Source organism: Dechloromonas agitata is5 (assembly GCF_000519045.1).
Taxonomy (GTDB): Bacteria; Pseudomonadota; Gammaproteobacteria; order Burkholderiales; family Rhodocyclaceae; genus Azonexus; species Azonexus agitatus.
Genome location: NZ_KI912532.1, coordinates 2595867 through 2618784 on the forward strand (window position 1 = coordinate 2595867; position 22918 = coordinate 2618784).

22 protein-coding genes and 1 tRNA gene are annotated in these 22918 nt (G+C 58.9%); 12 read left to right on the top strand and 11 right to left on the bottom strand.

The annotated features are described in order from the left end of the window. Positions 1-99: 99 nt before the first annotated feature. The 6 genes from cas2 to K420_RS0112690 all read right to left on the bottom strand — a co-directional run bounded on the left by cas2 (position 100) and on the right by K420_RS0112690 (position 7674). A complete protein-coding gene (gene cas2 / locus K420_RS0112665; RefSeq protein WP_027458390.1) occupies positions 100-408 on the bottom strand; it encodes a CRISPR-associated endonuclease Cas2 in 309 nt (102 codons plus the stop codon). 27 nt (positions 409-435) lie between these two features. Further along, positions 436-1338, bottom strand: a complete 903-nt coding sequence (gene cas1, locus K420_RS0112670; RefSeq protein WP_027458391.1) for a type II CRISPR-associated endonuclease Cas1 — start codon at positions 1336-1338, stop codon at positions 436-438. Continuing rightward, a complete protein-coding gene (gene cas9 / locus K420_RS0112675; RefSeq protein ID WP_027458392.1) occupies positions 1325-4612 on the bottom strand; it encodes a type II CRISPR RNA-guided endonuclease Cas9 in 3288 nt (1095 codons plus the stop codon). The genes cas1 and cas9 overlap by 14 nt, the downstream gene beginning before the upstream one ends. A 351-nt stretch (positions 4613-4963) precedes the next feature. Further along, on the bottom strand, positions 4964-5923 hold the full coding sequence (locus K420_RS0112680) for a GlxA family transcriptional regulator (RefSeq protein WP_027458393.1): 960 nt from the start codon (positions 5921-5923) through the stop codon (positions 4964-4966). A gap of 84 nt (positions 5924-6007) precedes the next feature. Continuing rightward, complete coding sequence (locus tag K420_RS0112685; RefSeq protein ID WP_027458394.1) at positions 6008-6910, bottom strand: MBL fold metallo-hydrolase; 903 nt, start codon at positions 6908-6910, stop codon at positions 6008-6010. A 461-nt stretch (positions 6911-7371) separates the two neighbouring features. Further along, positions 7372-7674 carry a DUF3077 domain-containing protein gene (locus K420_RS0112690; RefSeq protein ID WP_027458395.1) on the bottom strand — a complete coding sequence of 101 codons (303 nt, stop codon included), beginning with the start codon at positions 7672-7674 and terminating at the stop codon, positions 7372-7374. A 1490-nt stretch (positions 7675-9164) separates the two neighbouring features. On the opposite strand from K420_RS0112690, the gene K420_RS0112695 reads away from it, so the two are divergent. The 4 genes from K420_RS0112695 to K420_RS21185 all read left to right on the top strand — a co-directional run bounded on the left by K420_RS0112695 (position 9165) and on the right by K420_RS21185 (position 12716). Continuing rightward, the gene (locus K420_RS0112695) at positions 9165-9797 is read left to right on the top strand and encodes a hypothetical protein (RefSeq protein WP_035854808.1); all 633 of its coding nucleotides are present in this window, start codon (positions 9165-9167) and stop codon (positions 9795-9797) included. A 232-nt stretch (positions 9798-10029) separates the two neighbouring features. Beyond that, complete coding sequence (locus K420_RS0112700; protein WP_027458397.1) at positions 10030-10683, top strand: hypothetical protein; 654 nt, start codon at positions 10030-10032, stop codon at positions 10681-10683. Between the two features lie 204 nt (positions 10684-10887). Beyond that, positions 10888-11103: a hypothetical protein gene (locus K420_RS20515; protein WP_157275087.1), complete on the top strand. Its 216-nt coding sequence runs from the start codon at positions 10888-10890 to the stop codon at positions 11101-11103. Between the two features lie 2 nt (positions 11104-11105). After that, positions 11106-12716, top strand: coding sequence for a recombinase family protein (locus tag K420_RS21185; RefSeq protein WP_408605885.1), 1611 nt, complete (start codon positions 11106-11108; stop codon positions 12714-12716). On the opposite strand, the gene K420_RS0112710 is transcribed toward K420_RS21185, so the two are convergent. Beyond that, positions 12675-12750: transfer RNA gene (locus K420_RS0112710), tRNA-Asn, on the bottom strand. The genes K420_RS21185 and K420_RS0112710 overlap by 42 nt on opposite strands. 79 nt (positions 12751-12829) lie before the next feature. Between K420_RS0112710 and K420_RS0112715 the strand changes: the two genes are divergently transcribed. After that, entirely contained in the window at positions 12830-14542 is a 1713-nt protein-coding gene (locus K420_RS0112715) for an AsmA-like C-terminal region-containing protein (RefSeq protein ID WP_027458398.1), read from the top strand. Between the two features lie 60 nt (positions 14543-14602). Here the strand turns inward: K420_RS0112715 and K420_RS0112720 are convergent, their stop codons facing one another. From K420_RS0112720 to K420_RS20735, 3 genes are all read right to left on the bottom strand, one after another. Continuing rightward, the gene (locus tag K420_RS0112720) at positions 14603-14959 is read right to left on the bottom strand and encodes a CZB domain-containing protein (protein WP_027458399.1); all 357 of its coding nucleotides are present in this window, start codon (positions 14957-14959) and stop codon (positions 14603-14605) included. A 96-nt stretch (positions 14960-15055) separates the two neighbouring features. After that, entirely contained in the window at positions 15056-15622 is a 567-nt protein-coding gene (locus tag K420_RS0112725) for an O-acetyl-ADP-ribose deacetylase (protein ID WP_051453122.1), read from the bottom strand. 37 nt (positions 15623-15659) lie between these two features. Further along, the gene (locus K420_RS20735; RefSeq protein ID WP_198293844.1) at positions 15660-15824 is read right to left on the bottom strand and encodes a hypothetical protein; all 165 of its coding nucleotides are present in this window, start codon (positions 15822-15824) and stop codon (positions 15660-15662) included. 154 nt (positions 15825-15978) lie between these two features. On the opposite strand from K420_RS20735, the gene K420_RS18960 reads away from it, so the two are divergent. Both K420_RS18960 and K420_RS0112740 read left to right on the top strand, forming a co-directional pair. Continuing rightward, entirely contained in the window at positions 15979-16191 is a 213-nt protein-coding gene (locus K420_RS18960; RefSeq protein ID WP_035854809.1) for a hypothetical protein, read from the top strand. 138 nt (positions 16192-16329) lie between these two features. Next, positions 16330-18216 (top strand): SurA N-terminal domain-containing protein, encoded by a 1887-nt coding sequence (locus tag K420_RS0112740; RefSeq protein WP_027458401.1) that lies wholly within the window; start codon positions 16330-16332, stop codon positions 18214-18216. Positions 18217-18279: 63 nt separating this feature from the next. On the opposite strand, the gene K420_RS0112745 is transcribed toward K420_RS0112740, so the two are convergent. After that, positions 18280-18567: a phosphopantetheine-binding protein gene (locus tag K420_RS0112745; protein WP_269746431.1), complete on the bottom strand. Its 288-nt coding sequence runs from the start codon at positions 18565-18567 to the stop codon at positions 18280-18282. Between the two features lie 164 nt (positions 18568-18731). On the opposite strand from K420_RS0112745, the gene cysE reads away from it, so the two are divergent. The 5 genes from cysE to iscU all read left to right on the top strand — a co-directional run bounded on the left by cysE (position 18732) and on the right by iscU (position 22918). Further along, entirely contained in the window at positions 18732-19487 is a 756-nt protein-coding gene (cysE, locus tag K420_RS0112750; RefSeq protein WP_027458403.1) for a serine O-acetyltransferase, read from the top strand. A 58-nt stretch (positions 19488-19545) separates the two neighbouring features. Further along, the gene (gene iscR, locus K420_RS0112755; protein ID WP_027458404.1) at positions 19546-20043 is read left to right on the top strand and encodes a Fe-S cluster assembly transcriptional regulator IscR; all 498 of its coding nucleotides are present in this window, start codon (positions 19546-19548) and stop codon (positions 20041-20043) included. Between the two features lie 9 nt (positions 20044-20052). Next, on the top strand, positions 20053-21210 hold the full coding sequence (locus K420_RS0112760; protein WP_027458405.1) for a cysteine desulfurase family protein: 1158 nt from the start codon (positions 20053-20055) through the stop codon (positions 21208-21210). 25 nt (positions 21211-21235) lie between these two features. Beyond that, a complete protein-coding gene (locus tag K420_RS0112765; RefSeq protein ID WP_027458406.1) occupies positions 21236-22447 on the top strand; it encodes an IscS subfamily cysteine desulfurase in 1212 nt (403 codons plus the stop codon). Between the two features lie 87 nt (positions 22448-22534). After that, entirely contained in the window at positions 22535-22918 is a 384-nt protein-coding gene (iscU, locus tag K420_RS0112770) for a Fe-S cluster assembly scaffold IscU (protein WP_027458407.1), read from the top strand.

Consider the following 22918-nt stretch of genomic DNA (forward strand, 5'->3'; position numbering starts at 1 on the left):
TCGTTGTAGCTCCCTCTCTCACCCCGGAAAGCTACAATTGACCAAACTGAAATTCCCGCCCGGCTTAGCTGAGCGGGAATTTTTTCATGCAAATTTGCGTCAGAACAGCAGCATCTGGTTCGCCGGAACCGTTTTTTCCTGAAAAAGTGGCATGCCGACCAGCAGGCGAATGCCGACGAACTGCTTTTCCGTGACGGTCATGCAGCGAATGGAGCCGGCGGGCGGGAGGCTATCGATCAGGCGTTTGAGGTGTTTTTCGTGGTCGTCGTTGCCGTTCAGCAAGCGGGCGTAGACGGACCACTGGATCATGTCGTACCCGTCGTTGAGCAGGAAGCGACGAAACTGGACGTAGGCGCGTTTTTCGGTCTTGGTGACCATGGGCAGATCGAAGAAGACGATGAGTCGCATGAAACGTCGTGTCTCCAATCCCATGCCTTAGCATTCCAGCCGATGCGCCTGCAAGCCGATCAAGGCTGGAAGTTCGAGTTCGCTGTTGCCTTCCTCGAAGAGCCGGGCAAGGCTCTCGACCGCGTATTCGATAGCGGATAGTGCGGACATCTTGCCTTGCGGCATGCCAACATCGACGTTGAGCAGGGCAACCAGTTCTGCCTTGTCCTGCGGGCTGAGATCGCCTTCGGTGAAAGCCGGATTCTTGGCGACATGCAGGTCGACCAGGGGGCGAAAGGGTTCGATCAGGTCGTCGGCCAGATTGAAGGCGTTTTGTTCGCTGGCGTGGAAGAGACCGATGGGCGGGTGCATGCCGTGGGCGACCAGTCCCCGGGCAATGGCGCCGCGCAAAACGGCATAGCCATAATCGAGCGCGGCATTGACCCAGCGTTCTTCGGCGCGATAAAAGTCCTGGCCGAAAAGTTGAGTGAAATAGAAAGCGGCGGCCTGACCTTCGAGGTTTTCCGTGTCGCCTGAACGCACGCGCCGGGCGTAGGAATCCATACGGTCAACCCCGGCTTTTGCGCAAAAACGCAGCACCGCCGCCTGGTTTTCGATCTTGCGCCGAACAATGCTGGCCCAGGCCTGCTTGGCCAAGGGGCGGGGAATCTCCATCTGTTTGCGCATCAGGCGCGTGGTGCGGGAGTGCGCGAGAAACGGTAGGAAGACGCCGTTGGGCTGGTGGTTGTCGCCGGTGGCGTAGAGGCCGATACCGTAATCGGCGCAGGCTGAGAGGACGGGGTGGGTCAGCTGGATTTCGCGGTGGTTGAGGACAATAATGGCAATGTCCTCGAAGGGAACGAAGGCAGTGTGTTCCTGCTCGATGGCCAGGGAAAAATGTTCCCGGCGCAGCTTGGCCGGCCGGGAGATCATCACACTACGCCAGCCCACGACGTTTCTCCGGCGGGGCGGGGTAGATGTTGCCGAGGGTGTCGACGTGGAATTTTTGGATTCGTTTTGCGCTCGCCACGGATTTCCGGAAATAGTCTTTGTCCGGCTTGGGTTGGTCGTGGGCACGAAGAGTTAGACGGCCATCGCTTTCGTACATGACAAAGTACCCTTGATAGGTGACATCCCCGAGCGCAACGGCTACTAAATCATTTTTGGTCAGAGAGAACAGAAACTCTGCACTGTCAGGGATAGAGCTAGGTGCGATTCGAGCGGAATTGTGAGCCATGTAGGCAGGTTCGATCAGAATCCGCTTTCCATCGCGAAACACGTCAACGTGCAGCATGTCACCAAGCTCAGCGACACCTCCGCGAACTTTCATTCCCCCCTTTTGAGTTGAAATTAGTTTGACGGTTTTGACCTGTGGCCCGTTGCCGTCGCAGGAAGGTTTGAAAATGGGCTCGGCAAAGGCGCGTTTCGCATCGTCCTTGAATTCGATCAAGCGTTTTTGCAGCAGATCGATTAGCGAAGCGTTTCGAGGATCGCCAGCGCCTACGATGTTTGAAAGCGAAGCCAACTTGAGTTTTTGAAGCGAGACTCTTACATGACTTTGGTTATTGGCAATTCGCTTGGATGAGCGAATGGTTTCCTCGTGAATAGCTCCGCTGCCTCGACGCTGTACTGCGCGGGAAACGAACAAGGGTTTGAGGGTTGCGAGTTCTTCCTCGCTGTAACTGCCTAGGCGCGCCATTTCTTCGCGCAGCAATTCCGGCGAATCGATCTTCAGGCGGGCTTCGAGTTCGTGCCGGAAGTAGGGCCACGGATCGGGGAAATGCTCGCGCAGTTGCTGATGCATCGCTGGATTGACGATTTCGCCGGTTTCGATATCAACGAAGCCATCACGGACCTGTTCCAGTTCTCGGGTGCGCGAGTAATTGGAGAGGCGTTGAACCATGCTGTGACTACAGGCCGCGACAACGGCCGCATCCAGCGCATGGTGGCGGTCGCTGTCGGAACGCACCTTGAGCAGTCCCCAGCGGGCGCGCAGGAAGTTGGTCAGTTGTCCGCTGATGACGACGCAGCGCTTAGCCTCACTGCCTTCCGCCAGTTTCAGATGTTGTTCGACGTAGTTCTTGAAAAAACGGCAGATATAGCGGGTGTCGTTCAGGTTGCGTTCGCGGAATTCCTCAGCTTCCTTGGCACCGAAATCCTTGCGCAGCAGGCGGGTGCGCTTGGCCAGCCGATATGCCTTGTTCGCTTCGACAAAGGCGACGTAGCGCTGCCAGCGTTCGCTGTTTTCGGCACCGCCCAGATATTCGTAAGGCGTGCGGTTGCCCTTGTCGCGGTTTTCGCGGGTCAGGACCAGCACCTTGTTGTTCTTGCTGTCGTCGAAACTGCGCGAGTAGGGCAGGGCGTGGTCAATTTCGGTGGAGCCTTCGAGGAAGATTTCGGCAACGTTGCCTGACGGCGCCAGCGGCTTCTGCGAGTAAACACATTGCCCGTTTTGCTCCCGGTACAGGCGCCATTTTTCGAACTCCAGGCCTTTGGGGGGATGGCCGAACAATTCGATGAACTGTTCTCGGTCGCGCTGATTCCGGGCCTGGTATTCGTCCTGCTCCTTCTTGATCTTGTTGCGCTCGTTGAGGGGGCGCGAGAGATCGCGAGCCATTTCGATGTGGACCGCAGCCGGTGAACCATAGCGGCGGATGATGGCATTGACCACCTTGCGCGCCTGGTTCAGTGAACGCAGGACGACGGGGTTGCGCGGAATGTCGGCATCTTCGGCGAAGAGCATTCTGCCGTCCTTGTCGCGCCCGGCGTAGAGCGGCGGCAGATATTTGTGTTCGCCTTCGCCGACCTTGTGCAACTGGCTGTGGTGATAGCCAGCCTCAAGGCAGGCCTCGTCGTAGCGCAGCCCTTTTTCCATGGGCGGGACAATGGCGCGCAGGGCTTTTAGCGACAGGGCGTGGAATTTGTCGAAACGGATATTGAGCAGGCCGTCGATGAGCGCGTCGTGGTTGGGGAGCGGCAGTTTGGCGAGTTCGGCGCAGACTTCGTCGTCATCCTTGTAGACACTGAGCACCCAGGCAATTTGGTCGAAGATTTCCGGTTGACCGCAGAGTGCATCGCCCGAGAGCTTTTTCCACTCGTCGTCGAGGCCGGCCTTGCTCAGTGTTTGGCGCAGTTCCTGCCAGGCGGGGATTTTGATCAGCGTGGCGGATTCGGGGTCTTTGGCCTTGCCTTCGGCTTTTTGCGCTTCGGTCGGGTAGGCGAGACCGGTGAATTTGAAGCTGCCGGCTTCCAGCAGCCCGGCTTTGATCAGCGCCGTGCCGAGTTGCTTGTAGGTCAGGTCGCCGGCTTGTTGGTAAGGCAAGGGCAGGCAGAGTTGGCGTTCCTGCTCGGTCAGTTGGCGGGTGACACCATCGGTGACGATGCGCAGATTGTTCAGGCGCGTCAGCCAGACGTGGCGTTCGGCGGTGAAGCTGGCTTTGGGGGCGCGGTATTCGCCTTTTTCGAAGGTGCAGGTGCCGAGCATCTTGAGCAAGTGGGCCCCGGCGAGGGCTGGTTTTTGCTGCCAGAACAATCCGGACTTCTTGTCGCCGTTGCCGAGGATGGCGGTTTGCAGCGTGCTGGATGCGTGGGGATTGCCGAACTCTCGTTGTTTTTCGAAGAGCAGTGCCAGTTCCTTGGCGAGCAGTTCCCGCGCCAGGGCTTTGGTGTATTCGCCCTGTTTGTTGCGTTGCGCCTCCGGGAATTCGCCCAGCACCATTTCGGCCGCGCTGCGATAGCCTTTTTCCGCCATCAGCTTGGCCGTACCAGCCAACCCCTGCTTGACCCTACCGCCTTCGCTCTTGCTGTCGCCCTCGGCTTGCTTTGCTTCGGCGCGGCTGATCCAATGGAAGCCCCGGTGTTTGCAGAGATGGTAGATGACGCGTGCCCATTCTTCGTCGTTCAGGCGGCGGTCGAGGCCGTCGACGCGCAATTGCCAGAGCGGGCGGGTGAAAGCGTGCTCGGGCTGGAATGCCTTGGCATCGGCGATCAGACCTTCACTTTTCAACAGGCGGGCCAGCTTCTTCAACCGCCACGCCCGCCGGAACAAGCGCCGTCGCATCAGGCGCGCATTGCGCCGGGCGAGATTCAGCGATTCCCCTTCCTTGGCTGTTTCAGCCTTGTCGAAGGCGCGCACGCCCAAGTCGATGATGTGGGTTTCACCAAGTACGCACCAGCCGACCGATGCGATGCCGATGTCCAAGCCGAGGATGTATGCCGCACTCATGATTTGCAGTTCGATATTCAAAGTGCGTAGAATAACGCCATGTAGCTTTCCGGGGTGAGAGCCGTTGCTACAATAAGGTGTCACCTCCGGGTGACGACCGAATCCGGCCCGGCAGGGAAACCTGTCGGGCCTTCTTCATTTGGGCATCCAAACGCCCCACTTTCCTAGAGCGCGCATTGACTTACCAATTGCCGGAACTGGCTACATAGCTGCCGTTGAGTAAAGGCTTTTCCAATGGCCGCAAAGGCCGACTTCCGGTCCTCGGCCAAAACAGACGCCCAACATCTCTCTTGGCAATGACAGCTGTGGGCACGACTCCGGACGGTGCATCGCCACTGGCAGAATCAATACTCAGAAATCCACTTTCCGGAATTGCTTTCGCCACTCGACTGGAGAAACGCCGAAGGTCTGTTTGAATTGCTGACGCAGCGCCGTCGCCGTGCCGAATCCAACCAGTCCTGCGATAGCTTCTACGCCGTGGGCGCTGGACTCCAGGAGTTCCTGTGTCCGGTGCAGGCGTTCGGCCTGTAGCCATTCCCCAACAGACATGCCGGTTGCTTGATGAAAACTGCGCGTGAGGGTACGCCGGCTCATATGCGCTTGCTGTGCCAAGGCATCCAGCGACAACTTTTCGTTCAGGTTCTCGCGCAGATAAGTCAGTAGCGCGTTGATTCGTGCATCGAGCGTAGAAACCGGAACTGGCCGTTCAATAAACTGGGCCTGCCCGCCCTCGCGGTAACTGGGCACCACCATGCGCCGGGCGATCTGGTTGGTGATGCGGCTGCCGTAATAGCTGCGCACCAGGTACAGGCAGCAATCGACGCCCGCAGCGGTACCGGCTGAGGTGACGATCCCTTGGTCATCCACGTAGAGCGCATTGGCATCCAGACAGACTTGCGGGAATCGGCGCGTGAAGTCGCTCTCAGCTTCCCAGTGTGTTGCCGCCCGGTGGCCATCGAGCAATCCGGCGTAGGCCAGCACGTAGGTTCCCAGACACAGGCCCACGATGCGGGCGCCTCGGGCGTGAGCGCTGCGCAAGGCCGCGATAAGTTCGGGCGACGGCGGTGTGGCGGGATCGTGCCAGCCCGGAATGATCACGATATCGGCGTCTTGCAGTACCTCCAGCCCGTGTGAGGCGGCCAGGCTGATGCCATAGGAAGCCCGCACTGGTGTACTGCTCTCTGCGCTGACCTTGAGGGAGAAGAGTTTCTGTCCGTTCAGAATCTCGTCACTGAAAATCAGGCAGGGCACGGACAGGTGATAGGGGCTGAAGTGTTGATAGGCCACTACAGCCACGACGGGAGGCTTCATGTCACATCCTTTGAAATGGAAATGCGGGGCAGACCTTCATGGTCCGCCCCGCCGTGTCACAGCTCAGGATAGTCTGTTGCTGACTCAGAATGAATAGGCGTCACCGTCTTCTGGAACCAGAGCGCGTTGCGTGTCCATCTTCTTCTCCTTGATAAAGGCGCGCAGTTCCGCCCGGGTCAGCATGGCGTGATTGACCGTATCCATGTGGATACCAACGATTCTGGCCTGCGGCATCATCTGGTAAGCACGGAGCATGTCTTCCTTGCCCATGATGATGGAGCCCTCGAAGCCAAGCACCTGCGCGTACCCGGTGTTCAGGAAAATGACATCAGGCTTGAAGCGGCTGAGGGCCGAATCAACGTCCTTGCGCCAGATGGTGTCTCCCACCACATAGGTGGTTTTGAATCCGGGCCGCTGAAACACGATCCCCATGGCCTCGCCCAGCAACTCACGCAAGCCGGGAGTGGCATACATCTTATCGCTGCCGTGCTGCCCGCCAGTCTTGTAAAGGCGGGTGCCCTTGAAGTCCGTGCCCTGTTCGGCAAGCACGCGCACATCGGTAAATCCATCTTCCCGCACCTTGCTGGCGTCTTGCTGGTTTTGCGTAAAAATCGGCATGTTGCGTGGAATCAGGTTACGGGCGGCATGATCCCAATGATCGTCATGCAAGTGCGTCAGAATGACGGCGTCGGCCTTGATCACTTCGCTGACCGGCATGGGTAAATCCACCAATGGATTGCGCAGATGGCTGCGCGGCGTGCCTTCGAAGCCTTTGTAAGCGCCTTTGACGGCCAGCATCGGATCAATCAGGAAGGTGGTTCCTGCATAGTCCAGCTTGATGGTGGCATTGCGGATTTGCTGGAATTTCAAGGCTTGGCCTTGCGTGGGGACTACGCTGCTATTCACTGCATCAGCGGCTGCTGCGAATGTGCTGAGCACCAGTGCGCCAGCAACGAGAGTCGTACGAATAATCTGAGGGGCTTTCATGGGATTTCCTTTTCCAGACGCCTGAATAATCAGGTCGGTAAGCGACGTGGATTTTGCTTTTGCATTCTTCTGCACTGCGTGAGCGATGCAGAAAGCGCATGTCGCCATTATCGGGATCGGGCCAGGGGTGAAACACTGGCCCCGAGGCCAGTCATCGAAAGAAACGGGCCACAATCATCCACTTTGGCCGACGTGCCGCTACTGGCTAGATGTTCCCTATGGCCGCTTCACTCAGAAAGCTCCCGTTTGAACAACAAAACGGCGAAAGACCGGATTGGGTCGGGAGCACGTATTTGCTAAATGAGAAAGCTGCCTGTCGCCATGATGAAGGCCCCAACGGCAGCTTACTGCTGGACTGCTGACCGACATTGACCGATCAGCTAACGGCGGCAAAGGCCGAGGAGCGGCTGCCCAGCAATCAACGATAGCCCCCTTCCCATGAGAAGGGGGCAAATATCAAATCATGGAATCAGCTTCGTACCAACGTTGCCTTTGCGCGCCGACACCACCAGTGCCTCGGCGATCGTCAGCAGCCAACGCGATGCCCATTGGCTCATCGGGCTGTGCTGCCCCGACTGCTGGTTTTCGCACTCAAATTCGCCAACACATTCAAAAATCCGCTCAGCAACGGCAAGCGCCTGGGTGATCGGGATGCCGGCCTGGACCGCGAGCAGTGAATGGGATTCAGTGCCATCATCAAATACACAGAATTCGTGGTGACCAGTGACGTGGCGGAGGTCCGTCTGGGGGGTATGGATTTGCATGGTGTGCTCCAGTTCGTGAAATGAAGTCGCACATCCGCTCTCAATCGGGTGGGCGACCGAAACAGGGGTTGAGAGACCGATGGAGCACCGGCGAGCACTGAGGCTCCCCCCGCCCGGTCGCCCATAGGCATACCAAGCGGCGAGGTCAAGCTCTGGCTTCACCTCGCATCTCCAAGTCGGGCTCTCACCCCCGGCTGCCTTTGTCTCAGCAGCGCGCAAAGTGTCGTTTCCCGCCTCACGCCTGTCAAGGCAAAGGAACGCGATCCAAGACAGGCACCCCGCAAAACGGGGTGCCCGGAAAATAGTTAGTCATGCTCGGCAAACTTCGCCGAACCCTTTCGCGCTCACATCGTCGCCAAACGATGCTGTCTGCCCCATCGCCGCCAAGCGATCGGGCAGGCCGCAAACCTGCAACGGGCTGCCAAGCCCTTTTTTCCCCTCACGGGGAACACACTGTCGCAAACGCTCCCGGCTTTCGGGACGAGGTGCCAGCCTCGCCACTGCGTATGCAGTTCCCAATCGACTTCGGTCGTATCGTCCAATTGGTCAAACCCTAGTCACCGAGTCTCCCTCTCTCTCCGTCGTGCCACACGGTGCCACCCGTCATGGTCAGGAGAGAGGCTCCCCATTTAGATTGCAGCTACTGCGTTCCGTAGCGCCACTGTCTCCACATTTCCCTAGCCTTCCGGCTTTCCTTGGATTTCCCCCGCCCGATGTTCCATAGCGGCTGGGGTACTCAGGTCATGCTTCATCGACGACGAACCACGGCTTCATGCCTATGGCTCTACGGAACTCCGCACAGCACCCTCGTGGGTGCCGTTACACGCTTGAGCTATCCAGAGACCCCCGGTTTCCCGAGGTGCCAACTGCGCCAGGTTTCCCCTTGCAGCCCTCATGCATCGCTGCATGCTCATCAGCCATCGTGTGCGGCAGACGTTGCGCCCTTCCGGTACGCCCCGTTGGCGGGACTATCTACCCGCTTTCACTCGCAACCAGGTCATCAGGCCATTTCCTGCCAGATGCCGTTTCATGGTCGCCCAACGTCGTTATCCTATTGCCCCGGTTCTCGCTGGTCGCTTGCTTGCAACGAGCGGGGACGTGCGATTGGGTCGAACCGGGGAGTTGCACCCCGGAGCGCCCAGCGTAGCGCAGCGAGCCCAACTACGGGCACTGCGCTTCAGCGTTTGCTCGGTTGAAGATAGGCGATCTTCAACCTGCTGGATTGGCGATCCAGCTTGCCTTTCGGCAGTGTGTTTGCAGTTGGCGGTCTGCCCAGAGAACCCGAGTGATCAGGCACTCTGGGCAGACCGCCACGGCATGCGCTCTCAGTCGACCTGCGTCGGCTGCTCGCGAGTGTCCTGTGAGGTATAGCGATGTCCGCAAAAATAGTTGGAACATCAATATGTGTGACTTCGTCACAACAAATCACACTGCATGGGTGCGGGATTCCTATACGGGGATATAGCCCAACGAAACGGAATCCCGCACCCATGCCACCTACTACCCCCATTGCCCATAGCAAAACCGCCGCACTGTCCCGCATCCTTGACGTCGTCCCTCGCGGCTATGTCCGCTTTACCGCAGGCGTTGTTTCCTCTGACAAGGTCATCACGCTTGCCAACAAATTTCACCGCTTGTACGGCATTGGGGCCACGCCGGCGCAACGACTGACTCGCAAGCGGGATGGCCTGGCCAATGCATTGATGGTCATTTACTGGCCGCCGGATACGCCGGCCGCGCACTGGCTGCTGCTCGCAACGAACGGGGCTGGCCTCGAGCGCGAACAACTGCAACTGGTCACGGACAAGCCACGGCTGAACTGGCTGGGGTACGAGTTGGTCCGTCACGCCACGCGTGGGGGCACCCGTTGGACGTGGCGCCGCCCAAAATCTGAAATGGCTGAGCATTACCTGATGCTGCAAAACATCGCTGGTCGCCGGAACGAACAGGGGATGTCCGAATTCCTGGAGCGACTCGCGCGTCAGCCCGGGTTTCATGGCGTACGTGAGCAGACTCGGGCGCTGTGTCTGTCGGCGCGGCGTTTGGGACACTCGGGGGAGCTGCCGGTGCTCTATTACACGCAGAAGGTGAGTCACGGTGAGCGGATAGTCCTCACCGGCTAGATTTGCGGGTGAGCGGGAGGCCACCAAGCGGTCTCACCCCGGCGGGTTGGCGGGGCAATACCCGCCTCACCCTGAGTGCTCACCGATGGGTGAGGATGGGCTTCCGGTCGCGGATCAGCCTGGCGTGAAATGCGTGAGACATCGCTATACCGGGTATCACTCACCGGAGATACGCCCAATGCCGACCCCATCACCGAATTCAGTCTACCTGAAACTTAACGCGACGAGCGTCATGCTTTACGCCAATCAGTATGTTCGACTGCCCGACGGGCGTGGAGCTTCGATACAGACCTACCTGGCCTCGTTCTCAAGGAAAGCAACCGACATACCGGCCCCATTCGAGACGGCACTGCGTGAGGCAACTCGAGGCCAACCCGCACGTTACCAGGCGTTGATTGCCCGTATCAATAACGAGGTGCTGAGGCCGGCAAGAATCCGGCATCAGCAGGAAGAGGCTATCCGTCAAGGTAAAGCCCTGGTGGCTGCCCTTGGTCATGTCGTTCAGGGACTGACAGACATCCCGGAAATGCCGGGCTACCTCACATTGACCGGCTCAGCTGAGTTTCAGCGCCTCCTCCTGGAACTACAGGCTGGTACCCAGCGTGTGCTGGAGGCGCGGGTGGTGAATGAGTGTCCTTCGCGCGAGCCAGTCGAATCGCCGGAGAAACGCTTGCAGCGGCTTCTCCTCACCGTCAGTAGCGCATGTGCCGACATTGCCGAGTTGATGCCAACAGCCCGTCAGGCCTTCCCGAGGGGCTACCGTTTTGCGGCAGAGACCATCGAACAGGTTCGACAACTGTGGTTCAGCAGTTCCCATGCAATTGCCTCGCTGAGCGCACGCTCGCAGCTACGCCGGCCGAGGAACTGGAGCGCCGGCCAGGATTGATGGCTTCAGGGACGGGCGATGCTTCTGTTGATTTCGAAAAAAATTCGGAAACTTGCTCGTCTGATCGCTATACATCGCAATGCCCCTCCGGGCAGATACTTTTTTAATCTGCCCGTGACGGGGTTTCTCTGAGGACATGATGATAGTAAGGCGCACCAGGACACCCCATCCAACCCGCACGGGCACTCACTTTGAGTGCCCATCATGTCTCGCATCATCGAACTTTCCCTGCCAATCAAAAATCACCCTGGCATGCCTTCGGCAGAATCTGCTAAGGTACCTAGAATCATCTGCCAATTGGCACTTCGCGCGCCAGTGACTGCTCAACCGAGCGCTGCAGAGTTGGCGTTGATTTCGGGGCTGCTACCGGAACTCCTCGGGCAGCTAATGACCGAATCTGCCGTTGATAGCGAGGAATAATCATGGCTGTCGCACTCTATGGACGTGTCTCAACTGTACGTCAGTTCGAGAAGGACTTGTCCATTCCCGACCAAATCAAGCAAATGCGGGAGTGGTGCGAGCAGCATGGCTATGTCGTCGCGAAAGCGTTCATCGAAAAAGGGGCATCCGGCACCGATGACCGGCGGCCTGCATTTCAGGAATTGATTGCCGAGGCTTGCCAAAAGCCGTCGCCGTATGAGGCGGTGATTGTGCACAGCCTGTCACGCTTTTACCGTGACTCGCTGGAGTTTGCCTTGTACGAGCGCCGGCTCAACCAGTGCGGGGTCAAGCTCATTTCGATTACGCAGCAGACGAGCGATGACCCCTCAGGGGAGATGGCTCGCAAGATTTTTTCGATATTCGACGAATACCAGAGTAAGGAAAACGGCAAGCACACCCTGCGGGCGATGCGGGAGAACGCGCGTCAGGGCTACTGGAATGGCTCGCGTCCGCCATTTGGTTATACCACCGAGGTGGTCACGGTCAGCAAGGACAAGGTCAAGAAGCGCTTGGTCATTGACGAGATGGAAGCCCGAATTGTTCGCCAGATATTTGAGGGGTACTTGCGGGGTGACAGTGGCGCTGGCCAGGGGGCTAAGCTCATTGCCACGGAATTGAACCGTCTGGGCTACACCCATCGTGGAACGACGTGGACTCGCGGGCGCGTGCATGAAGTCCTGTCGAACAGCACCTATGTCGGCGATTTTTATTTCAACCGGGTGTGCAACAAAACCGGCGAGAAGAAGCCCGAGGCCGAATGGATTCACATGTCCGTACCAGCCATCATCGACCGGAATACATTCGAGACCGTTCAGCAGCGCAAAGCTTCACGTAGTGCTGATGTGGTCAATCCGGCCATCGTGGGGTCCAAAACACTGCTGACGGGGATCGCCAAGTGCGGACTCTGTGGCGCGGGGATGACCCTGGTGACGGGCAAGGGAGGCAAGTATCGCTATTACAAGTGTGCTACCCGTACGTGCAAAGGTAATCACCTCTGTGAGAACCCGGCAATGCCGATGGACAAGCTCGATGATGCCATTCTCGGTCTGCTGGCCGAGCAGGTTTTTACGCCTGAACGGGTCATGGCGATGCTGACCGAATTACGGGGTGAAATTGAGGCGTGCCAGAACAAGGAGAAGAACGAGATTGCCGGTTTGCAGAAAGAGATGGAGGAACTCGACAAGGCGACAGCCCGGCTCTACGAAGCGGTGGAGAAAGGCCTCTTCCCGCTTGACCAAACTCTGCGGGTCCGCAGCGAGAAGCTGCAAGCCCAGCGTGAGGAAGTAGTCAGCAAGATGAATCGCTTCAGCCGTCGTCGTGCGCTTCCGGAAATCCAGGCGGGGCAGGTCTCCAACTTCTGCAAGGCACTACGGGAAAAACTGCTGGATCGCTCCAGCGGCTTTGGCAAGGCGTATCTCAACTGCTTGGTCAATGAGGTCAGAGTCACCGGCGGTGAGGTGCTGGTCACGGGCAGCAAGGAGAAGCTTGCGATGGCCGTCGCAGATACAAAAAAGGGCACTTCAATTGAAGTGCCCAAATCTGTATTGGGTTGGCTCCCCGACCTGGGCTCGAACCAGGGACCTACGGATTAACAGTCCGGCGCTCTACCGACTGAGCTATCGGGGAACAGAGAGGCGCATTATAGGAGTAGAATTCCCTTCGGTCAAGCCGTTTGCCCCTGCTCAACAACAATAAAAGCCGATATATGGACGCCAATCTCATTTATGCCAAAACCCCGATCGGGGATGAGGCGGTCAGGCAAAGCACCCGCGTCGTGCAACGCAATCTGCGTATGGTGTTGGTCCAGGTGGACGGCAAGATGAGCGTTGAGGAGTTGTCAAACAAGATCGGCAATCCTCGCTTGGTGCATGCGGCTCTGCGCGAATTGGAGGAGGGGGGGTACATCGCTCCCGCTCTCGTGGCTGCATCGGTTTGGGAAGAAACGAGGAAGGCTGCTCAGGCGGCAGGTGAATCCGATGCGACGGAGCCGCTGTCGCAGTTTTCCGTATTCGGACCGCGAAGCGCGATGGGCGCGGATTCCGGCATGTCGGCCAGCGCCGCCAGTGCCGCCAGCAATTTTTCATCCTTTGGCAAGCCGATTTTGCCGACCCGGAATGTAAAGCCGGATAGCGCATTCAAGCCCTCTGTGGCGCCGCCGCCGGATCGGCCCGCGCCCGAATTTTCGACCGTGGAGCGCGCATCGCCCATCCTTACGCTGCGGCGTATTGCGCTTGGCATGGGGGCTGCGCTGCTGCTAGCTGCCGGTACGCTGGTCCTGTATCCCTATGATCGATTCAAACCGGCCATCGAGGCGGCGGCGTCGGATTTTGTCGGGGCGCCGGTCCGGATCGAGCGGGTGGACATGGCCTTTTATCCGGTGCCTCATCTGCGGCTCAGCAGCCTGCGTATTGGTCAGGCGGGAGAGGGTAGCGTCGCGGAAGTTCGGGTTGGTTCCCCCTTGGCCCTGCTTGGCTCGGCACCGTTTACCGTTGGGCGAATCCATGTCAGCGGGGCACGTTTGCCGAGCCGGCAACTGGTTGCCATGCCGTTTTTCCGGAACGAAACCGCCAAGCCGGCTGTGCTGACCGTTGGCAAGGTGCTGATCGAGCATTCCGAGATAATGCTGGCCGAGGGGGTTGGCCTTCAGGATGCTTTCGGTGAATTGAGCTTCCTGCCCGGTGCGCAACTGGAAAAAGCGAGCATCGAGAGCGCCGATCGCAGTTTGCTGATCGAAGCGCAGCCCAGTCCGCTCGGCGTTGCCTTGAATATCGAGGGCCGGGCCTGGCAGCCTTTGGGACCGACCGCTTCCTTCGCCTCCTTGCAGGCGAAAGGGGTGTTGCAACCGGAAAAACTGCTGATCCAGAACATCGATACCACCTTTTTGGGCGGCATTCTGCGCGGTAACTGGCTACTCGACTGGAGCAGCGGGCTGGCCATGGCGGGCGATGCCAGTTTGAGCCGGATCGATGCGCGCAAGCTCGCTGCAGCCTTCGCGCCGCGCCTGAAACTGGAGGGGGAGGTCAGTGGCACGCTCCGCATGCGCTCCGGCAGCCGTGATTGGGCCGGTTTGTGGCGGGATGTCGAGGCGGTCCTGGATACTGAGGTGACCCGTGGGGCGCTGCATGGCGTCGATCTGGGCGAGGCGGCAAGGCGCAACGGTGTTTCTGAGGTGCGCGCCGGGACGACCAAATTCGATCGCTTGCGTGCAACGGTCAATGTCACGCCAAGTCAGGTCGTTTCGAAAGACCTTCGCATGGAGGCCGGCATGGTGACAGCATCCGGCCAGTTCGTTGCCGGGCGCGACGGGCAGGTTGATGGCAGCATGGCCGTGACCCTGCAGACCTCCGTGTCATCCGTGCGGGTTCCGGTTCACATTTACGGTACCCTGCCGGACCTGACAGCCATCGGTCGGAAGTAGGGCCAAGGGGAGGGAGGCTCTCCCAGCGTTGGGGGCACCGGGTGGTGCTGCCCGGTATGTTCAGTCCGGCGATTTGCTGTCGCAGATGGGGCGTGCGTCGTCCAGATGTGCGATCAGCCGATGAGCAGCTTCGTTCAGGTCGGGTAGCAACAGGTCGGCCGAGTCGCCCAGTCCGTTGTTGCTCAAGTCAATAATTTCGTTGGCCAGGGCATGGAAGTGCCGGTCGGCAGCGAGCAGGGCGGCCAGGATGCTGTTGTTCCCTTCGGCCACCTGCCGTGTCAGTTCAAGTTCGAGTGTGCAGCAGCGGTGCTCCGACAGAGGCATGTCGGCATAGGCGCCGCCGGCAAAGGCATTCAGGAACTGGCGCCGCCATTGGTTGTGCAAGCGTATGGCGCGGTCGATGTCGATACGCTTCATGCGTCGTTTCTCCGGGTGGTATACGGCCACAGGCAGAAGCTGCGGCTGGCTCAGGGGATCAATTATGCCGCAGCGCCGCCCTTGGACAAATGGGGGTTAGCGACAATTACCGGCAAAACACTGGTGGGCCAGAAAGATGTCGCGTTGTTCGTCGCTGAAAAAGACAAGCCTGATCTCCTCGATTTCCGGGTGTTTGGGCAGGGTTTCGCATAATGTGAGCGATACGATTCGCGCCGCTTCATCCGCCGGGTAGCCGTAGATGCCTGTCGCAATGGCCGGTATGGCGAGGCGTCGCAGTCCGTGGCCGGCTGCCAGTGCGAGGGCGTTCCGATAGCAATCGGCGAGCAATTCGGCTTCGTGCCCGCCATGTCGGCCATAGATGGGGCCGACAGTGTGAATCACGTAGCGGGCCGGCAGATCGCCCCCAGTTGTGATGACTGCTTGGCCAGCCGGCAAGCCATTTGGCCAAAGGCTAGTGCGCAGGTTGCGGCAGGCCTGCAGAATGGCTGGACCCCCATGCCGGTGAATTGCTCCATCCACCCCGCCGCCACCGAGCAAACTGCTGTTGGCAGCATTGACGATGGCGTCCACCGCTTGTTCAGTCAGATCGCCGGCGAGAACACAAACACGGCCGGCGAGGTAGGTGATTGGTTCGGAGGGCATGCGATATTTAGGGGGGCGTCGATCGGTAAAGCCCTTTTTATTGTAGGGCAGTTCGTTGCTTGCGACGCCAGCAGGCAGGTAGTTGTAGTACGTCGAGATCGATGTCGCGATCGGCAAATATGGCCTTGGCGCGCGCCAGACGGGCGTTTTCCTCGGCAGAGATGCCGGCCAGAAGTTCGAACAGTTTCTGAATGCGTTCCATGATCAGAGCCTCCGTTTGTGATGTTACGCTTACTGTATGGATGAACAGTTGTTATTTATAGCGAAGATTAACCAATAACTGTATATATGTACAGTTTTCGTGTTTTGACTATTGATTGGTAGCCTTCGCCCGTCGAATTCGCCGGGGCGCAACCATGTCCACAGACAAAGCTTGTTCATTGCCCAGTGCCGGCACCGTCGTCGTCTATCGCGGGCGGAGCAGCAAATCCGAGCGCAATGTGCGGGTGCTGGCCGAGGCGTCGGGCGGTCGCATGGTGGTCGAGGCAATCGGCCGGCAAGGCGTGCCAGTACGCCTGACCATCAAGCAGGAAAACCTGCGCCCGCTACAGCCCGGCCTGTTCGATTAGCCTGCTACCCGGTAGCGGCCGGGAGGCTGTTTCACCGATTTCCGAGCAAATAGGGCGAGGACAAAACTACGGTATCATTGCCGCTTTTGGGCAAGGCCGTCTTGCCCTTCTGAACGCATTCGAAGGATTTTTCTGCTCATGTTCGACGCAGTCCGCAACAACAAACGCATCGTCCAGGTGTTCCTTGCGCTGATCACCCTGCCGTTCGCCTTTTTTGGCGTCGATTCCTACATGCGCAATTCCGGTACTGGCGGCGATGTCGCCGCCATCGGCGACATGAAGATCACCCAGCAACAGTTCCAGCAAACGCTGCGCGAGCAGCAGGAGCGGTTGCGCACTCAACTTGGTGCCCAGTTTGATCCCAAACTACTGGACAACCCGGAGGCACGCAAGGCCATTCTCGACGACCTGATTAACCAGCGCCTGCTCCTCGTCGAGGCTGGCAAGAACCACATGTTTGCCAGCGATGATGCGGTGCGCCGGGCGATTGCGGGAGTCGATGCCTTCAAGGTGGATGGCAAGTTCTCGAATGAGCGCTACGAAGCGGCCTTGCGCGCTCAGGGTATGTCGCCGCAGGGGTTCGAGGCGCAGTTGCGCCAGGATCTGACCTTGCAGCAATTGGCCGGTGCGATCGGGCAGTCCGGCATTGTTTCCCGTACGGTCGGTGATCGCCTGCTCGCCCTGCAGACCGAAAAGCGCGAGGTGGCCGAATATCGCCTGAGCCTCGACAGCTATCTCGACAAGGTCAAACTGCCTGATGATGCCGCCCGGAAGTTCTACGACGAGAACAGTGCCCAGTTCCAGACGCCGGAACAAGCCAAGGCGGAATATGTCGTCCTGTCGATGGAAACCATCGGTGCCCAACTGTCCGTCAGCGAGGCCGAGATCAAGGCAGCCTACGACAGTCACAAGGAGCGCTATGTGCAACCGGAAGAGCGCCGTGCCAGCCATATCCTGATTTCCTCGGAAAAGGGTGGTAAGGACAAGGCCAAAGCCAAGGCGGAGGAGTTGCTCACCGAAATCCGTAAGACGCCAGCTGCTTTCGCAGATCTGGCCAGGAAACATTCCGACGACCCGGGTTCGGCCGCCAAGGGGGGCGATCTCGGCTTCTTCGCCCGCGGCATGATGGTCAAATCCTTCGAGGACAGCGCCTTTGGACTCAAGGATGGGGAAGTTTCCGGTGTTGTCGAATCTGACTTTGGTTTCCATATCATCAAGCTGACCGGCGTTCACGCCGCCAAGGAAAAGCCGCTGGCCGAGGTCAAGGACGAAATCGAGGCCGAGTTGAAGAAAACGGCAGCGTCGCGCAAGTTTGCCGAAGCAGCCGAAGCCTTCAGCAACATGGTTTACGAACAAGCGGACAGCCTGGCTCCCGTGGCCGAGAAATTCAAACTGACCATCAAACAGTCCGACTGGCTGGGGCGCCAGGCCGCGCCGGCCAATGGCGTGCTGGGTAATGAAAAGATCCTGGCAGCCCTGTTCTCTGGGGATTCGATCCAGAACAAGCGCAATACTGAGGCGGTGGAAGTTGCACCCAATACCTTGGTGGCAGCCCGCATCCTCGATTACAAGGCCGCTGCCTTGCAGCCCTTCGATAGTGTCAAGGCGGGTATCGAGACCCTGTTGAAGCGCAAGGAAGCGCTTGTCTTGGCAGCCCGCGATGGTGCCGAGCGTCTGGAGGCGCTGAAGAAGGGCGAAGACAAACTGGGTTGGGGAGCGGTCAAGACGGTGTCGCGACTCGATGCGCGTGGCATTCCGCCACTTGCCGCACAGGCTGTTTTCCGCATGGATGCCGGCAAGCTGCCGGCCTATGCCGGTGTCGAACTGCCGGGCGAAGGCTATGCACTGCTCAAACTGGGCAAGGTGCTTCCTGGGGACAAGATGGATGACGCAGCGCGCAAGGGCATGCTCCAGCAACTGGGTGCACTCTTGTCGAAGGAAGAGGTTCAGACCTACCTGGCTGCCCTGCGCGCTCGTTACAAGGTCGAGATCAACCAGGTTGCGCTGGAGGCCAAGGACAAGTAAGTGAGTGTCCAGACAAAGAAAAAGCGGGGGTTCCCCGCTTTTTTTGTGCCTGTTGACTGGAGATCAGGTTTGGCGATTCTGCTGTTTGGCCGTCACCAGGGCGGCCAGCGTTTCGATGGAGCGCAGATGCTGGCGTGACGCCTCGTCGCTGGCCTCGATGGAGATGCCGTACTTTTTCTTGAGGCCAAGTACCAGTTCCAATGCGTCGATCGAGTCCAGTCCGAGACCGTCGTCGGCAAATAGCGGCATGTCGTCGCCGATGTCGCTGGGGGTGATGTCTTCAAGGTTCATCGCTTCGATGATGAAGACCTTCAGTTCCTGATGCAGTGGGTTCATGCTGGGGTTTTTCAATTTCTCGGTTGCCTGCGGGGTGGGGCGGTGTGGCGCAAATATGAGGTGCGGATTATATGCGGATGGCGCCTTGCCAGTTTGCTGCGCTTGGTTTGGTAAATAGCTGACAAATTCACTCGAGTATTTTAGAATTATCCCTCTTTCAAATGGGGAGATCGGGTTTCATGTTCCGGGAACTGCGTGAGGACATTCGTTCTGTATTCGACCGCGATCCAGCGGCGCGCTCGTTCTGGGAGGTGCTGACCTGTTATCCCGGCATCCACGCGTTGATCATGCACCGTCTGGCGCATTGGCTGTGGAGCCATCGCCTGCGCTGGATGGGGCGTTTTACCGCCCATTTGTCGCGCGTGCTGACCGGCATCGAAATTCACCCCGGCGCTACTATCGGGCGGCGGTTCTTCATCGATCACGGCATGGGGGTGGTGATCGGCGAGACGGCTGTCATCGGTGACGACGTTACGCTATACCACGGGGTGACCTTGGGGGGGACGTCGTGGAACAAGGGCAAGCGCCATCCAACACTGGAAAATGGGGTGGTTGTCGGTGCCGGAGCCAAGGTGCTCGGGCCGATTACCATCTCGGCCGGGGCCAAGGTCGGCTCGAATGCGGTGGTCACCAAGCCGGTGCCGCCCGGTGCGACGGCGGTGGGTAACCCGGCGCGCATCATCGACAACACCGAGCAGGGGCGCCAGCGTCAGGCGCAGGCGGAGAAAATGGGCTTTTCTGCCTATGCCGTCGGACGTGATCAGGATGATCCGCTGGCCAAGGCGATTCATGGCCTGCTCGATCATGCTGCCGAAACCGACCGCCGCCTGGCTTCGTTGCTCAGAGAGTTGGAAGCGCAGGGGGTCAAGTGTGACAACGAAGTGCGGCAGGCTGACGATTTCGATCCGCAATACCTGAGCAAAATAGTTGACTAATTTTGTCTGGTTTGATTATAGTTGACTTGAATACTAGGTTATTTCAGGAGTTCAAGAAATGCGTTTGACGACCAAGGGGCGATTTGCCGTGACGGCCATGATGGATTTGGCCTTGCGCGGTGAAGATGGGCCGGTGGCACTGGCCAGCATCAGCGAACGCCAGAAGATTTCCCTGTCCTATCTTGAACAGTTGTTCGGCAAGTTGCGCCGCCACAAGCTGGTGGATAGCGTGCGCGGCCCGGGGGGCGGTTATTGCATCGCCCGGCCTCTCGAAGAGGTGCGGGTGGCCGACATCATTCGCGCAGTCGACGAGCAACTCGACGCCACGCAGTGTGGTGGACGGGAAAACTGCCACGACGAGCATCGCTGCATGACGCACGATCTATGGACGACGCTCAACATCAAGATGTACGAGTATCTTTCTTCGGTCACCATGGCTGAACTGGTGCGGCGCGAAAGGTGCAAACACGACGGCATGGCGGTGATCGAGGATCAGCGCCGCCTGGGGCCCCAGCCGCGCGCCCGGGGTCGTGACAAGGTGCCGGCAACCTACTGATCGCACGCCATGTTCCGCCCCGTCTACCTCGACCACAATGCCACGACACCGCTTGATCCAGCGGTCTTGGCGGCCATGTTGCCCTGGCTGGAAAGCCGGTTCGGCAATGCGTCGAGCCGCCACGAATACGGTCGGCAGGCCCGGCAGGCGATTGACGAGGCGAGGCAAAGAGTGGCGGCAGCGGTTCAGGCGCATCCGACCGAAGTGATTTTTACCAGCGGTGGTTCCGAGGCCAACAACCTGTTCATCAAGGGGGCTGCGGCCTGCCTGAAGCCCGGTGTGGTCGGGGTCAGTGCGGTCGAGCATCCCTGCGTCCTGAAACCCGCCGGTCAGTTGGAAAGGCAGGGCTGGCAGGTGCGGCAGCTGGCGGTCGATGGCAATGGCCGGATCGATACGTCTGACTATGCTGCCGCCTTGGAACTCCGGCCGAAGCTGCTCTCGATCATGCTGGCCAATAACGAAACCGGTGTGCTGCAGGATGTCGCCACGCTGGCGGAGGCTGCCCGCGGCCGTGGTGCCTGGTTCCATACTGATGCCGTCCAGGGTTTGGGCAAGTTGGCGATCGATTTTCGCTCGCTGAATGCAGCGGGCGTCCACGCGATGACGCTGTCGGCCCACAAGGCTTATGGCCCCAAGGGGGCGGCGGCATTGATCCTCGACAAGCGCATCGAACTCCAGCCGCTGATTGCCGGTGGCGGGCACGAGCGCGGCCTGCGCTCGGGTACCGAGAATGTCGCGGCAATCGTCGGATTTGGCGTTGCTGCGGAACTTGCGGCCCAGCGCGTTGCCGAAGAGGCGCTCCGTTTGCGTGCCTTGCAGGAAAGGCTGGAAGCGGGGTTGTTGGCCCAAGGGGCCCAGGTTTTTGCTCAGGCTGAGAAACGTTTGCCCAATACCAGTTATTTCGCTTTTGTCGATATCGATGGTGAAACCCTGGTCGGCAAACTGGACCGAGAAGGGTTTGCGGTGGCCAGCGGGGCGGCGTGCTCCAGTGCCAATCCGGAACCGTCGCACGTCTTGCAGGCGATGGGGGTGGCACCGGAATTTGCCCGTGGGGCAGTGCGGGTCAGCCTTGGCGCCGGCAACAATGAAAGCGAGATTGACCAATTCATCAACGCCTTGCGGGCTACGGTCGGACGCCTGCAGGGACTGACAGCGCTGGCTGTCTGAACAACCCGACTTAGCGAGAATGACGATGAAACTCCCCATCTATCTGGATTACTCGGCAACCACCCCGGTCGACCCGCGCGTCGCGGAAAAAATGATTCCCTATCTGGTCGAGAAATTCGGCAACCCGGCGTCGCGCTCGCACAGCTTCGGCTGGGAAGCCGATGCAGCTGTCGAGCAGGCCCGTGAGCAGGTCGCCGCGCTGGTCAATGCCGATCCCAAGGAAATCATCTGGACCTCCGGCGCCACGGAATCCAACAACCTCGCCATCAAGGGCGCCGCGCATTTCTACGCTGGGACGAAGGGGAAGCACATCATCACCGTCAAGACCGAGCACAAGGCGGTGCTCGATACCGTGCGCGAAATGGAGCGTCAGGGTTTCGAGGCGACCTATCTCGATGTCCAGGAAAACGGTTTGCTTGACCTGGAAGCGTTCAAGGCCGCAATTCGCCCGGATACCGTGCTGGCCTCCGTGATGTTCGTCAATAATGAAGTGGGCGTCATTCAGCCGATCGCCGAACTGGGCGAGATCTGCCGCGAGAAGGGCATTGTTTTCCATGTCGATGCCGCGCAGGCGACCGGCAAGGTCGATATCGACCTGCAACAACTCAAGGTCGATCTGATGAGCTTCTCGGCCCACAAGACTTACGGCCCGAAAGGTATCGGCGCGTTGTACGTTCGCCGCAAGCCGCGCATCCGTCTTGAAGCGCAGATGCATGGTGGTGGCCACGAGCGCGGCTTCCGCTCGGGCACGCTGGCCACGCACCAGATCGTCGGTATGGGTGAGGCCTTCCGTTTGGCCAAGGAAGAAATGGCCGAAGAGAACAAGCGGATCGGCGCCTTGCGCGATAAGTTGCTCAAGGGCTTGCAGGATATCGAGGCGACCTACGTCAACGGCGACCTGACGCATCGCGTGGCGCACAATCTGAATATCAGCTTTGCCTATGTCGAAGGCGAGTCGATGATCATGGCGATCAAGGATCTGGCCGTGTCGTCCGGTTCGGCTTGTACGTCGGCCAGCCTGGAGCCGTCCTATGTGTTGCGCGCCTTGGGGCGTGACGATGAACTGGCCCATAGTTCGATTCGTTTCTCCATTGGTCGCTTCACGACAGAAGAAGAAATTGACTATGCAATCAAATTGTTGCACGCGAAAGTTGGCAAATTGCGCGAACTTTCACCGTTGTGGGAAATGGTGCAGGAAGGCGTTGATTTGAGCACGGTTCAATGGGCCGCCCATTGAGTTGATGGTTACGGGTCGTTAGTTATTACCGAGCTTAAGCTGACGATTACGAACAAGCTGCTAACAACTGATTTTAGGAGAAACAACATGAGCTATAGCGTCAAAGTCATTGATCATTATGAAAACCCGCGTAACGTTGGTTCCTTCGGCAAGGAAGAGGACGGGGTCGGTACTGGCATGGTCGGTGCACCGGCCTGTGGTGACGTGATGAAGCTGCAGATCAAGGTGAACAAGTCCGGTGTGATCGAGGATGCCAAGTTCAAGACCTATGGTTGCGGCTCGGCCATCGCGTCGTCTTCCCTGGTCACCGAGTGGGTCAAGGGCAAGACAGTCGATCAGGCGCTGTCCATCAAGAACACGGAAATTGCCGAGGAATTGGCCCTGCCGCCGGTTAAAATCCACTGTTCGATTCTTGCCGAGGATGCCATCAAGGCGGCCGTGGCGGATTACAAGAAGAAGCACGGAGAGTAA